The following is a 14,335-nucleotide window of genomic DNA, read 5'->3' as shown; positions in this document are numbered from 1 at the left end:
AATTTCCCTATCATCATATAATTTTTGATAGTTGTTCCTCTATCCGCTTTGCAGCCTTTTTTGTATCTTCGATACCGGGAACCAACGCGAATCGGACATATCCCTCACCTGGATTTATACCGCTTTCTGTTTTATCACTGATCCATCCTCCCGGCGTAGTTACTATGGCGATGTCTGGAGAAAGAAGCTTTTTAGCAAATTCCACCGAACTCATTCCCTGAGGCACTTTCTGCCATAAATAGATGGTAGCCTCAGGGGTGCAATCGGGAAGATTGATTTTTTTGAATGCGGTAACGAGCAGGTCTCTCTTCAGTTTATAATCAGCCCGCATTTCCCCGACGTGTGTTTCGTCACTCAATGCAGCGATTGCGCCATCCTGTATAAAGGTGGGCGTCCCTGAATCAATATTCGTTTTCACCTTTTTAAAAACATCAACAATCTTTTTGTCTCCTGCAACCCAGCCGATGCGGTAACACGTCATTGCGCTTCTCTTAGACAACGAATTAAAAACAATGACCCCCTCTTTTGCCACTTCAAGAATACTGTGCGGCGGTTCATTAAAATATATCTCACTGTATGCCTCATCCGATGCAACAATAATGTTATGCCTTTTGCCAAATTCCACTGCTTCTTTTAAATAAGACAACGGCGCAACGGCCCCTGTCGGGCTGTTCGGGTAATTAAGCCATAAAATCTTCGCCCTTTTGCATACCTCTTCCGGGATCGATTTCAAGTCCATAAGAAAATTATTTTCTTTCAGAAGCGGCACATAATAGGGCGTACCCTCGGCAAACAATGTTCCTCGTGTGTATGGGGGATATCCGGGAGTAGGAATTATTACATAGTCGCCGGGATCAATGAACCCTTCATGAAAGTTAAAAATCCCCTCTTTTGATCCAATTGTGGAAGAAATCTCTGTGGAAGGGTCTAACGTGACTCCGAATCTTTTCTTTGTCCATTGTGCGATTGTTTGCCTAAACTCGGCGGTACCAATATAGCTTGGGTATCCTGACGACTTACGCTTCGTGATCCCCTCCTGCGTCGCCTTGCGAATGATCTCAGGAGTGGGAACGGTCGGGTCTCCTACTCCAAAATCAATCGGGGTAACTCCCATTGCTCTCAACTTTTCAACTTCCTTATCTACCTCTGCAAACGCATAAGCGCCAATAGACTGTAATCTTTTTGAAACAATAATCTCCATAATAATCTTTCCTCAATATTAAATTATTTACTTTTTTGCAGGATCGGCATGCGCGGGTCTGGCAGGACTTCTCTTCGCAGTCATTTCATTGATCTGTATTTCGAGTACATTGGTCCTGCTCAGCGCTGCGTCAGTGAATGGGGTTTTAGGATTCTGTGGGGCGTATTTTTCAGCAAGTTTCTGTAAGGCATAATTCTTTTCTTCATGGTCAGTTACTTCCTTTATTGTGCCAAATAAAACTACTGAGCGATACGCAACAGAAGAAGCACACGTTGGTTGTTTCACAATGATCTCTGCTACATCATCAACTTCAAAGCAAACATTCCGGTTAATACGGATATTCTCCAGTTTTTTCCCTTCGTTTGCACAGTGAAGAAATATTTTCAGCGCTTCACTGTCATAAGTAAAATTCATCGGTGTGATATAAGGGATTTCCCGGCAACATGTACCTAGTCTGCCTGTTTTTACCTTTGTCAATATTTCATCAATTTCTTTTCGATCCGTAATCTCTTTATCTCGTCTGCGCATAAGAAATCTGGTAATCCCCCGCCATGTAAAATATCACAGACTTACTGTGATTATGATGTCTTTAATCTCTTACACTGCATTTGCATACGTAGTACGATTAAAACTTATCTTCATCCTCATCTTCAAAATCTTCATCTTCATCCTCAAAATCTTCGTCTTCATCATTGAAATCATGAACTTCGGACATCATTGATGCCGTGCTGGATATGAGCGAACTCATCGATTGGCAGAGCAGATGAACTATCTCGGCTTGAGTTTTTCGTTCATTGCTATCTTTCACTTTGTGCATTTCTTTCAAACTGTGCAATGTTTCATTTGAGAGTTGTTCTATTACTTTTTCAATATATTCCATACTAAGGTTCCTTTTAAAAAAAATGGATAATAAATAACAACAAGGTCTGACTATTACTTTATATCTCTCTTCCTACTGCCCTGGCAACAGGTTTCAATTCCTCCATCAGTTGCGCAAAAGCATCAAGATCAATTGTTTGAGGTCCGTCCACAAACGATTTTTCAGGGTCCGGGTGTGTTTCTATAATTAAACCATCTGCGCCAACCGCAATGGCCCCCTTCGACATGGGGTTCACAAGAGAGCGTTTTCCAGTACCATGGCTGGGATCAACAATAACAGGTAAATGTGTCATTTCTTTCAGTACCGGCACAATGCTCAACGACAAGGTGAAGCGCGTAAACGTCTCAAATGTTCTAATCCCCCTTTCACACAAAATCACGTTAGGATTATTTTGTGATAATATATATTCCGCTGCAAGCAGAAATTCATCATGAGTCGCCGACATACCTCGTTTTAAGATTACCGGCTTTCCGGACTCACCTACTGCCCGCAAAAGCAGGAAATTTTGCATATTGCGGGTTCCGACTTGCAATATGTCACTATATTTGCTCACTAATTTAACATGCTCAGGGGTCAGAATTTCTGTAACTATTGGCAACCCCGTAACATCACGGGCATGGGCCATGTGTATCAAGCCCTCCTCCATAAGGCCCTGGAACGTGTACGGATTGCTTCTGGGTTTAAAAGCACCTCCCCGTATTGCGGTAGCGCCTGCATCTTTCACTCTCTTTGCAATCTCAACGATCTGCTCCTTGCTCTCTATCGCACACGGACCTGCTATTACCGCAATCTTTTCCCCCCCGATAGTTTTGCCATTTGGCAGATGTATTATCGTATTAAAATCCTTCCCTTCCCTGCTTGCCAGCTTATAAGGCGCTAATATAGGAACGCTCTTTTCCACCCCTGGCAATACATCCCAAAAATCCTGCGGCAAAATGCGTTCATCACCAATTACCGCAATCACATTCCTGTTTGTTCCCTGCAAAAGAACGCCTTTTAAGCCGGTCTTCTCAATTTCTTTAAGGACATGAGCAACATCTTCTTTTGTCGACTCAGCCTTCATCACAATAATCATTGGCTATACCCCCAACCATATAATTCTATAGGCAAAAAAAAAACCCTAAAACCGTTAGTTTTAGGGTAACAAATTAATCTTTTTATACAATACTAAACCCTAAGAGCACCTTATGTTATAGTAAAAATACATATTTCTCCCCACCTATGTTTATGAACCACAAAAAGCTAACATATTGATATATTTAATGTCAAGATTATTTTGAGGTCAAGTAATGCGGTAAAATTCCAATGCCCAAATTACAAAATCCGTAACATTTTGATTGCGGCTTTACCGCTCTATGAAATTTTCTGTTATTCTTTTGTTAGAATATGGGAATGCACCTCATCTCTGATCTTTATCGGCTTGCGATTGAGAAAATTCTTGACCTGCGAAGCAAATTCACATAGGATTTTATTTTAGATAAAGATACATAATGAAGGTGCTTAATAAAGAAAAAGCATTACCCCTTAATATAAGGAGAAACGGAATGGCTAAAGTTAAATGCCCCGGTAGTATAAGAAACGCTACCCCTACACCAATCGACCGGAAATGTGATAATTGCGGCTGTGATGTTGAAATGTGGAGTGACGAGGAAAAGGCAGATTGCCCGAAATGCGGAACTACCATATTTAAAGACAAGGTGCCCACCTGTGTTGAGTGGTGCAGTTCTGCCGAAGAGTGCATGGGTGACATCCTCGATGTGAAAAAAATCAAAGAAGAAGCCAGAAAACGAGCAGAAAAAGATGGAGACCCCAAGTTTGTAGAAAAGGTTTCTGAAATGATAAAGAAGAAGAGGGAAGAGAAGGGATGTGACTCTGAATAAATTAAAATTGTTTCACTTTGTTTCTTAAGCTGGCATAGCCAGAACCAAACAAGCACGAAATAAAAAAAACGAAATTCGAAGTACGAACGAAACACGAAACAAACCCCAAAAATCCTCCCCCTTACCCCCAAAAGGGGGAGGATTAAATTGAGTGTTTCGTATTTCATCGTTTAATATTTTGTCAAAAATTGCAAAGAAATTGCCGCCAGAAAAACACATACTCATCCTACGCCCTTGCGCTATCGGCGATCTTATTATTACCTTACCCGCCCTGCATGCTTTGCGAGAATACTTTCCAAACGCATACATTGAAATTATGGGCTATCCCTCATATCTGGAAATCGTTCATGGCCGTTTCTATGCCAATGCCTTGAGCAGATTTGATCAGTCAGATGTTTCATCATTATTCAGAAAAAACGCGTTACTCCCTGATACGTTAACAAAAAGATTTTCTAAATTTGATTTAATCATTGCGTTTGTTTCTGACAAGGATACCATTTTCTCCGAAAATCTTAAAAAATCCGGGGCACGAAAGGTTCTTTGCTATAATCCTTTCCCCAATAATTCAGAACCAGTTCATATCAGTAATCATTTTCTGAATTTCCTGAAATTACTGGAAATACCATATTCAAACACTTCGCCAATTATCTACCTGAATGAGGAAGACCTGAAAGCCGGAAAGGATTTTTTTCGAGATAACGCCCCCAATGCCGGACAAAAAACAATAGCAATCCATCCCGGAAGCGGCAGTATCCATAAATCATGGCCCTTCATAAACTACTCTTCAATAATTCATTGGTTAATAGAGCGTCTTAACGCACAAATTTTTATTATAAAGGGGCCGGCAGATACCGTGGTCACCAAAAATGCCGGTAATTTACCCAAAAAAAATATCTGCGTAATCGATAATCAACCACTGCCAAAACTCGCCGCAATATTACAACAGTGCGACCTCTTTATTGGCAATGATTCCGGCATTACCCACCTGGCCGCAGCAATGGGAATTTCTACGCTGTCAATATTTGGCCCTACCGATCCTGCCGTATGGGGTCCTCGCGGAAAATCAGTTAACATATGTTACCGCCCAACATCATGCAGCCCTTGTTCTGATGAAGTAAGAAAAACCTGTTTTCCGAAAATCTGTCTGGAATCTATTACTACCGAAAATATACAAAAAGAAATCCTGTGCTCTCTCCCGTTGTTGTAATCATAAAAGATGAAGCCTTTTTCAAAAAACCAAAGAGTTACCACATTTTTTATTATTCAATTGACTCAACTGGCACTGTGATATATATTTTATCGCGCTTACGCCCCTACTTTTTCAAAAAACTATATTGTTACGGATTAGGTACGATAGTTTATTGTAAATATTTTTCATAAGAAACCTTAACAAAAATAAAGAGTCTTCAACGATGCCTGATAAAACAAAACGAACGAACCAGTGTCAATTACAAAGAAAATATTTATGCAAACCGCAAATACTTCCGCAATTTTTGAAGAAGGGGATGAGCGTTAGTGATCTCGTTGACGTATTTAGCCATTCGGGGGCATTTAATGGAGGAAGACTCGCAGAGGCCTGCAAGCTTTACTGCCATATGCTTAGCAAAGATGTTACCGTCGGCGTAACGCTCTCCGGCGCAATGACCCCCACTGGCATGGGCGGAACTCTCATAAGCCTTATGGAAAAAGGATTTGTTGATTTTATTATCTCTACCGGCGCCAATCTCTACCACGATCTCCACTTTGCCTTAAACTTGCCCATTCATCAGGGAGATTTCCGGGTGGATGATACCGAATTATATCATGCTGGTATTGAACGAATTTATGATATTTTTATCACCGATGAACTGCTCCTGAAGACCGACAAATTTATCCAGGACGTAACAAAGGGGATTTCAAATACTGAACCTATTTCTACTGCTGATTTTCATTATCTGCTAGGGAAGGCGGTTCTCTCCGAAACGTCGTCACCGCAATTGAGTTTTGTCGCGCAGGCAGCAAAGTATAATGTACCTGTCTTCGTTTCATCGCCCGGAGATTCATCCATCGGCATGAATTTGTCGTATCTGAAATTACAAGGAAACAACCTTGTAATCGATACCGATATTGATGTTATTCAATCCACTGCTATAGTATTTAACAGCACATTAAATGGTGTAGTAAGCATTGGAGGCGGCTCGCCAAAAAACTTCTATATGCAAACCCAGCCGACCCTTGCTCAAATACTCGATATAAATAAGGGGGGGCACGACTACTTTATTCAGATTACCACCGATGCGCCTCAATGGGGAGGGCTTTCCGGGGCAACGCCTAGTGAAGCTATTTCGTGGGGCAAAATGCGGATAGAAGAGATAAAGAACCACGTAGTTGTCTATTGTGACGCAACAATTGCAACGCCAATACTTGCCTCTTATGCATTATCAAAGGCAAAAGCACGCAAGAAAAAGCATTTGTACAGACAGTTGCCGCAATACGTAAACGAATTGAAAAAACACATGAAGAAATAATCGCTTGTTAAGGAAACAATGATTCCCTTTTCTATCAACCAATAGAAGTATTGCTGTTTTTCCTTACTATCATAACCCTGAACCAAACGTTTCATACTTTTAATCCAGCCTTCTATTGGCAGAACAAATGACAAATAAATTCCGAGCAGGGATTTTGTGATTTGGGCATTGGAATTTAACAGCAGTACATGGACTCATTATCCGTATAAACTCATGGGTTCAGGTTACAAATGTGAAATATTGAAAATTCTTAAGTCCTTGATATTGGGCTGGTTTCCTGTTTTACCTTGAAAATTCAGGGATTGTTGGAGTTATATCAATTCTATTCATTTCAATTAATTCTATCCTTTTGGATTGATTTTAGCGCAAATTTAGCACAAATACCGTACAACAGTTATAAGATAATTTAGAAATTAACTCACTTCATTGAGGCGGGTAATAATGATACGCCCCTTTTCGTTGCATACCGGGCAATAGTTTATACCGTATAAAAACCTTTATGCCATGCGCCTGACTATAGGTGCTCTTATCGAGTGTTTTTGGGCGATATGTCTTCCCTTCATCCCAGCGTCCATTATCTAAAATAACTATCTTATCTGTACTCTGTTCATATTTCTGGTCATCTCCAACATCAAAATAAAAGGCGTTGTTGTCATACGCTACCCAGATGTCTGTTTGATAGGTTATTTGTTTATCGTGGTGATAGAATGGAATCCTTTTCCTCTCGCCTCTCACCAGATCGAAGGACAAAGGTTCGTAACCTTTTCTTTCTCCGATAAAGGCAATGCTGCCTCCAGATATGTTCACCTGAATAATATCGCCGTAACGCGCATTCCTATAAAGCTGTAAAATGCGTTCCTTTTCTAATCTTATCGCCTCTGCATCTTCTCTTTCTTTTTGCTGCCGGTATTCTTCCTGCCTTTTTCTTCTTTCTTCGTCTATCTGATATTGCTTGGGAGCATTCCCGATTTTTTGTAAGCGTTCATGGAGTCGGGGCAAAACAACCCTGACAGGGTTTGAAACCCTGTCAGGGTTAACACTACTGTACGTTTTATTAAAACATGGCGGAAGTCACAAAAAATCGGGAATGCACCCTATTGCTTTGTAGTATGTTCCGCCTGCTGTTGTGGGCTCAAGGCTTGCCATTGTTCTTCTTTCGTGCCAAGAGGATATCTTTTTGCACAACCTTCAAAAAGGACAAGCAAGATCAACAAATATAAAATATAGTCTTGTTTTGTAATCATGGTGATCGCCTGTATATCTTTATACTAAAATTACCTTGATAAAATTTATATAAGGTTGAGAAATTAAAACCAATATACCAATTCCTTCCTCTATCCTGACGGTCTCTTGGCTTCGCATCATTTTTTGAATGATTCCAATTGCACAGTTATTTCTTCAGAGCCTCCACGGAGATACCCTGACTTGTTTATTATCATTTCTCGCGTTTCTTTAATGATTTGTCTGATGAAGCCAACTCCAGGAGCATACCAATCGTACTGTTCGGGAGGCGCAAAAGGGGTCACACCTTGATTAGTGATTATGCTGTTGGCAATAGAAGGTAATTTTGCTATCTTGTCTGACATGACAAGACAATGGCGCATAGAATTTGAAGTGGCTTACTATCACATCTTATCACGAGAAAATGAGCGAAGGAATATTTTTAATAACCAGGAAATCGGGAATTTGTTTGGTCTTGGTTATTCTTCCATAAGTTGGCGAGTAACTATTATGAAATCAAAGATATCTGAAGAAAATGAAATTAATAAACGATTAGAAGAAATTAAATCACTAATCAAGGTGTAACCCCTTTTGTTCATTTGACCCCTTTTGTTCATTCACAAATGTTTCGTTTTTACAAAACGTACAAATTGTATTCAGCTTAAAAAAAGGAAAATTTCTTAATTTCCATCAGACATAAGGCTGACATCGTCAATTCTGAATACCGTAGTATTAGCAGAATCAGTCATTGCCAGAAAATATATTGTGACGGTCTGCCCTTTGTATGAGGTTACATCAAGGCTTTTTTTGCTGTAACTTCCTAATGTTCCTTTATCGGCATTGCTGAAGGTAGCAACTGTTGCTAAATGACTCCCCGAAGAATTTTTGATAACTGTGTAGAGCGCATCATATCCTGATTCATTTGATGTTGTTATGTTATACCAAAAACTGATAGTGGCCGAAGTTGCATTGGATGGGATAGTTACTGCTTGGTACATGGAACCATACGCATTGTTTTTTGGCGTTCCACTACTGTCTACGCCTCCCGCTGCATAGCCCGGTGAGGTGCGATAGTTAGAAAGATTTGTGCCTGCCCAAAAATCACTCGATAGCGTCCATCCGCTTGTACCGGAAGAAAAGCTGCCGTTAGTAATGCGCTCTGATTGACTGGTAGACCCGCCGCAAGTTTTCGCCGTTGCCGAAACAGTATTGGAGTTAGTAGAACCATAAGAGTTCTTGGCCTGGACATGGTAAGAATAAGACGTTCCCGTTGTAATATTGGAACTATTGATGAACTGTGTCACTGATACCCCACTGTAATACAAACTGCCGTTGCGGTAGACATCATACGAGGTTGCATTGCTTGCAGCAGACCAATTCAGCCGTATCTGAGAAGTTGTGCCATCACACTCAGCTGTGGCCGTAAGGTCAGTAATGCTGCCAGGCATATTGCTGACACAAGTTATTGCCGTTGCAGAAACAGTATTGGAGTTGGTAGAACCATAAGAGTTCTTGGCCTGAACGTAGTAAGAATAAGATATTCCAGTTGTAATATTGGAACTATTTATGAATTGTGTCCCTGATACCCCACTGTAATACAAACTGCCGTTGCGGTAGACATCATACGAGGTTGCGTTACTTGCCGCAGACCAGTTCAGCCGTATCTGAGAAGTTGTACCATCACACTCAGCTGTGGCCGTAAGGTCAGTAATGCTGCCAGGCATATTGCTGACACAAGTTATTGCCGTTGCAGAAACAGTATTGGAGTTAGTAAAACCATAAGAGTTCTTGGCCTGAACGTAGTAAGAATAAGACATTCCAGTTGTAATATTGGAACTATTTATGAATTGTGTCCCTGATACCCCACTGTAATACAAACTGCCGTTGCGGTAGACGTCATACGAGGTTGCGTTACTTGCCGCAGACCAGTTCAGCCGTACCTGAGACGCAGTGCCATCACACTCAGGCGTTGCTGTAAGGTCGGTAATGCTGCCAGGCACACTACCAGATGATGCCACCTCCCATGATAGTTTCGCGACAGCGCCCCCATCAGCTTCATAGTACTCCATTTTTATGGTGTAATTCCCTGACGAAAGTGATACATCCACCGTGTACTCTGTTGAGCCTTGATCGATCCATTTCTCAAGCTTCGAAATGCCATCTATGTAAAGTCTGAAACCATCATCACACGTTACCGTGAAGCGATAGGTGTTGGCATCGAAAGAAACCGTCCTCGTCCAGCGAACTGAGAAATCGTCACTATTTATACCACACGAACTGCTTGGACTTCCGCTACCCCAGTCGAAATTGAGATTCCCGCTTCCATCGTCTCTTGTCATGACTGGACTGCCGCTTAAATCCTTGTTGTTGTAATATTCTCCCTTCCATCGGTCTGAAGAGACTGTGGCTGTGCAGGAATTGCTGGATACTTTCTCCCAGGATAGTTTGGCAACTGCGCCCCCGCCAGCCTCATAGTACTCCAGTTTTATAGTGTGATCTCCTGACGAAAGTGATACATCCACCGTGTACTCTGTTGAGCCTTGATCGATCCATTTCTCAAGCTTCGAAATGCCATCTATGTAAAGTCTGAAACCATCATCACACGTTACCGTGAAGCGATAGGTGTTGGCATCGAAAGAAACCGTCCTCGTCCAGCGAACTGAGAAATCGTCACTATTTATACCACACGAACTGCTTGGACTTCCGCTGCCCCAATCGAAATTGAGATTCCTGCTTCCATCGTCTCTTGTCATGACTGGACTGCCGCTTAAATTCTTATTGTTGTAGTATTCCCCCTTCCACTGACCTGAAGAAACTGCCGCAGTGCAGGAAGTAGACTCACTCAGGGTAATACTGTCACTCACCACTGATGATTCAGTATTAGCACTGTTTTTAACCTTAAAGTATACGGTCTTATTTCCATTACCTGAACTCAAGGTAAGGCACTGTAAATAAATAAAGGTATCAAGTAGATCAATTTCATGCTCTGGAAACATGCAATCAAGGCTTCAAAGTGAGACGTTAATTTATTTACAGCGCCTAAAGCTTGGACTCACTGAGTACGTCTGCCAACTGGCGTCGCTAAAACTGGATGATTCACTTGCCATATATTGTGTAGGACTACCCGTTGCCATATTATTCAGCGTTACCGTCCGACTCGTTGTGCTGGATGCATCGTTGTTGATTTTAAAAGAAGTAACGGAAATTGTAGATGATGCCACCTCCCATGATAGTTTCGCAACTGCGCCCCCGCCAGCCTCATAGTACTCCAGTTTTATAGTGTGTTTCCCTGACGAAAGTGATACATCCACCGTGTACTCTGTTGAGCCTTGATCGATCCATTTCTCAAGCTTCGAAATGCCATCTATGTAAAGTCTGAAACCATCGTCACACGTTACCTTGAAACGATAGGTGTTTGCATCGAAAGAAACCGTCCTCGTCCAGCGAACGGAAAAATCATCAGTGCCTATGACACAAGGGCTAGAGCTATTTGGACTACCACTACCCCAGTCGAAATTGAGATTCCCGCTTCCATCGTCCCTTGTCATGACTGGACTGCCGCTTAAATCCTTGTTGTTGTAGTATTCTCCCTTCCACTGACCTGAAGAAACTGTCGCAATACAAGTAGTTGGTGATGATGTGTATGTAAATACATATTTCTCTTCATCATCATCTCCTGTGCTTGTTACTGCTGTTTCTTCTCCGGCAGTTGTCACCCTTACATATACTTCTCCATTACCATCAGGCACAGTCGCAACTATTTCAGTATCACCCCATGAAGTGACCTCGGCTTTTACCGTACCAAATTTTACCGTACCTGCTCCAGCACCAAATCTCTTGCCCGTTATCGTTACTGAAGTGCCAGCACCTTCACTTGAAGGACTTATTGAGGTAATTTGTGGAAGTTCAGTTGCCGCCTCCCAAAGGGTTTCTTTCTTTTTTCCTGTGTATGGATCATCAGTTTTTACCGATGGATGCCAGCCATAGGGGTCAACAACATTCCCTTGTAGATCATAAGTTTTTCTCACTTCGAAATGAAGGTGATAGGGGAATGTTTCGCCACTTGTACTTGTACTTGTATTACCTGATACGGCAATCCATTGTCCTGCCGTCACAGTGTCACCCTTACCCACCCGAAAAGAATCTTTTTTTAAATGGAGATAACTAGTATAGTAGACACCATTGCTTGTGTTATGCTTTATCTTTATATAATAACCACCACCATTTTCCACACCATTTTCCTTATCCCATTGTGCCTTATGAACACATCCATCAGCCGCAGCATAGACACGCTCTTCTCTAACAGGGTAATCGTATCCCCGATGATCATCGTACTGTAAAACCGTTGCGCTGCCGGACGATTTAACGCCTACATAATGATTGTTTATAATAAATGGGCTTTCATCGCTTTTCTTATAACCGCATCCATTACCATTTTTATCACATGTACCATCTGCTTTCTTAGAACCTCCTTCCCCCGTATATGCCACCACATGATTCTTTCCATCCAGTGTTTTCATAGCATGGTCAAAAACACTGGTTATATTGGCAGTGTATGGAGTCCAGTTTTTAGAAGGCGGGTATTTAAGTGGAAATCCCAGCCAGTATTTTGAATTAAGTTGTTTTGGAGGAACACATTCATTTTCATTTATTTCACTGACTGCTGTTGGTGCAGAGATTATTTCTGAGGTGTCGGGTATTATGTTTACATTTTTTCTCCATTCTTCACTCCCCAAACTCCCAACCGTTGACTTCACGCTCCCATCGCCCATCCGCATCATTGAATAGGTATTAAGCACCTCTCCGTCCATTGAACCGATTAGCTCAAATCCCACCGAAGTTTGGTCTTCGTCAGGAATCCCCATAACTGCTGAAAGACCGCTGCCATTTAGAACACCAATGACTTCATACCCAATTACAGACTGGGTAGAAGTGATCTTGAGAATAGCGGTATTTGAAGGTATGGCATCTCCCTCGATAGTATCAATATTAGCGGTATTGATAACATAGGTTACACCCGGCAAAATGGTTTGACTATGGATAATCCCCAGTGAGTTACTGCTGGTATCAAATGCCTCAATGATAACATTGGCTATGTTATTACAAGGATTTAAAATACCCACTTTTGTCCACAAATCGAAGTTTTCTCCTTTGGTTGCTATTGGAAACGTCCAGCCCTTGCTGGTGGTGGTCAGGGCCGGAAGCCCAACAAGGTCAACCGCGGGATAGTCCACAAGCTGAAGTCCAATAATATTACTATCTGAATTGACCCTCACCGTTGACAGGTCTTTTAATATTCTTGGGTCAAAGATATCCACGAGGGAGAAGGTTTTGCTTTCCATTGACGAAAGGGATGGTAAATCATTAAGGTCTATCTCATATCCGTCCTTATCCAAGGCTACAATATCAATACTTGCGGGGTTTGTGTTTGGGTTTAAAAGGGTAATGGTCTTGTATATATAGAGGTCATCGTAACTGAGCAGCGCCGGGAAATCGAGCTGTCTGGATGATTCTTTGATGGCAGGGACTACCTCTGATTTTGTGCCATCACGTGTTTTGAAAATTGCATTGCATATAATGCTGCCATTTGACTCAACCCTTAAGGATTCAGCATCGGTGGGTAATGTTTGAGAATGAAAGGTCTTTGTTTTATTTGCTCTAAGCCTAATAACGTTTTTAATAACCTCAAGGGATAAACCATCTTTGTCGTATGCGGTAAGCGTTGCGTTAACCCTTCTCTGTTTGCATTTACATTCTGAGTTTGTAATGCTTATGGTAGTCTGCCAATCCTTACCAGGATTGATAGTTGAGAGGTATAGGATATTTGAATTGCTGACTATATCCTGATCATTAGCAAGGTTTGAGTTGTTTTTGGTCAATGGGTAAAGGGTTAGCGCTATTACCAGTCCCATTAATAACAAAACAGATTTAATAAGCCTTTTCTTTAAAGGATGTTTTATTAGCATTATAGCCTCCTGTTATGTATGTGGTTTATGGATTTTCCCTTTGTTTGCTGCAGATCAGCCTTAAACATTTATTCTAAAATATAGAAATATAGGAAATATCCCTTATTTCCCCACCAAATAAAGTAAGAAATATGGGCTGTGTCCCTAATTCTCCAATAATTTATTCCCGCCGAAGTTCACTTAATATTCCCTTTAACTATAGGGAATAGAGGGGGAATAGAGGGACACTTCCCAGATTAACTTCTGAAATACGGGAAGTGTCTCAATACTGAAGTTATCCCTATTAGCCGTAACAATTCCTTGTTGCGTTACGGTCATCAACCTGAATAATTAGACATCCCAAGTTCATTTATATACCTTTTACAGTCATACCGTCACTCTTAACTCCGACGACACCGCATAGTTCTACCGTTTTTCTCTTTCTACTTATACGATTACAGATTTCGCCCTCTCCGAGAAATATAGGGACACTTCCCTTATTATTCCACCAGATCAATCAAGAAATATGGGAAGTGTCCCCTAATTCACCCACCATTTTATAAGCAATTCTTTTCATGGCTTTTTCCCCTTCTTTTTTAAGATGAATTGACAAGTTAAAAAATACCATGAAACCTGTGCGAATAAATTTCCCTTATCCTTCCCTCATTTCACTGCACTCGATAGCAGAAAATTTTCCTACG

12 protein-coding genes are annotated in these 14,335 nt (G+C 41.3%); 4 read left to right on the top strand and 8 right to left on the bottom strand.

Going from position 1 to position 14,335, the window contains the following annotated elements; all coding sequences use genetic code 11:
- Positions 1-13: 13 nt before the first annotated feature.
- The 4 genes from KSMBR1_RS17845 to aroF form a co-directional block, all read right to left on the bottom strand.
- Positions 14-1,201 (bottom strand): aminotransferase class I/II-fold pyridoxal phosphate-dependent enzyme, encoded by a 1,188-nt coding sequence (locus KSMBR1_RS17845; protein ID WP_099326541.1) that lies wholly within the window; start codon positions 1,199-1,201, stop codon positions 14-16.
- Between the two features lie 27 nt (positions 1,202-1,228).
- A complete protein-coding gene (locus KSMBR1_RS17840; protein ID WP_099326540.1) occupies positions 1,229-1,729 on the bottom strand; it encodes a pyridoxamine 5'-phosphate oxidase family protein in 501 nt (166 codons plus the stop codon).
- 97 nt (positions 1,730-1,826) lie between these two features.
- The gene (locus tag KSMBR1_RS17835) at positions 1,827-2,081 is read right to left on the bottom strand and encodes a hypothetical protein (protein WP_099326539.1); all 255 of its coding nucleotides are present in this window, start codon (positions 2,079-2,081) and stop codon (positions 1,827-1,829) included.
- Positions 2,082-2,139: 58 nt separating this feature from the next.
- Positions 2,140-3,156, bottom strand: a complete 1,017-nt coding sequence (gene aroF, locus KSMBR1_RS17830; protein ID WP_099326538.1) for a 3-deoxy-7-phosphoheptulonate synthase — start codon at positions 3,154-3,156, stop codon at positions 2,140-2,142.
- A gap of 415 nt (positions 3,157-3,571) precedes the next feature.
- On the opposite strand from aroF, the gene KSMBR1_RS17825 reads away from it, so the two are divergent.
- The 3 genes from KSMBR1_RS17825 (at position 3,572) to KSMBR1_RS17815 (ending at position 6,468) form a co-directional block, all read left to right on the top strand.
- Entirely contained in the window at positions 3,572-3,961 is a 390-nt protein-coding gene (locus KSMBR1_RS17825) for a hypothetical protein (RefSeq protein WP_099326537.1), read from the top strand.
- 151 nt (positions 3,962-4,112) lie between these two features.
- A complete protein-coding gene (locus KSMBR1_RS17820) occupies positions 4,113-5,168 on the top strand; it encodes a glycosyltransferase family 9 protein (protein ID WP_099326536.1) in 1,056 nt (351 codons plus the stop codon).
- 205 nt (positions 5,169-5,373) lie between these two features.
- Complete coding sequence (locus tag KSMBR1_RS17815; protein WP_099326535.1) at positions 5,374-6,468, top strand: homospermidine biosynthesis protein; 1,095 nt, start codon at positions 5,374-5,376, stop codon at positions 6,466-6,468.
- 423 nt (positions 6,469-6,891) lie between these two features.
- On the opposite strand, the gene KSMBR1_RS17810 is transcribed toward KSMBR1_RS17815, so the two are convergent.
- On the bottom strand, positions 6,892-7,467 hold the full coding sequence (locus tag KSMBR1_RS17810) for a hypothetical protein (RefSeq protein WP_099326534.1): 576 nt from the start codon (positions 7,465-7,467) through the stop codon (positions 6,892-6,894).
- Positions 7,468-7,562: 95 nt separating this feature from the next.
- Entirely contained in the window at positions 7,563-7,712 is a 150-nt protein-coding gene (locus KSMBR1_RS21275) for a hypothetical protein (protein ID WP_157820713.1), read from the bottom strand.
- A 331-nt stretch (positions 7,713-8,043) separates the two neighbouring features.
- Between KSMBR1_RS21275 and KSMBR1_RS17800 the strand changes: the two genes are divergently transcribed.
- Positions 8,044-8,274, top strand: coding sequence for a hypothetical protein (locus tag KSMBR1_RS17800; RefSeq protein WP_157820712.1), 231 nt, complete (start codon positions 8,044-8,046; stop codon positions 8,272-8,274).
- Between the two features lie 95 nt (positions 8,275-8,369).
- Here the strand turns inward: KSMBR1_RS17800 and KSMBR1_RS17795 are convergent, their stop codons facing one another.
- Both KSMBR1_RS17795 and KSMBR1_RS17790 read right to left on the bottom strand, forming a co-directional pair.
- On the bottom strand, positions 8,370-10,685 hold the full coding sequence (locus tag KSMBR1_RS17795; RefSeq protein ID WP_099326531.1) for a PA14 domain-containing protein: 2,316 nt from the start codon (positions 10,683-10,685) through the stop codon (positions 8,370-8,372).
- Positions 10,686-10,715: 30 nt separating this feature from the next.
- The gene (locus KSMBR1_RS17790) at positions 10,716-13,655 is read right to left on the bottom strand and encodes a peptidoglycan DD-metalloendopeptidase family protein (protein WP_099326530.1); all 2,940 of its coding nucleotides are present in this window, start codon (positions 13,653-13,655) and stop codon (positions 10,716-10,718) included.
- Between the last annotated feature and the right edge of the window lie 680 nt (positions 13,656-14,335).

The sequence above is a fragment of the Candidatus Kuenenia stuttgartiensis genome (assembly GCF_900232105.1).
GTDB lineage: Bacteria > Planctomycetota > Brocadiia > Brocadiales > Brocadiaceae > Kuenenia > Kuenenia stuttgartiensis_A.
This window is presented reverse-complemented; position numbering and strand designations above follow the sequence as displayed.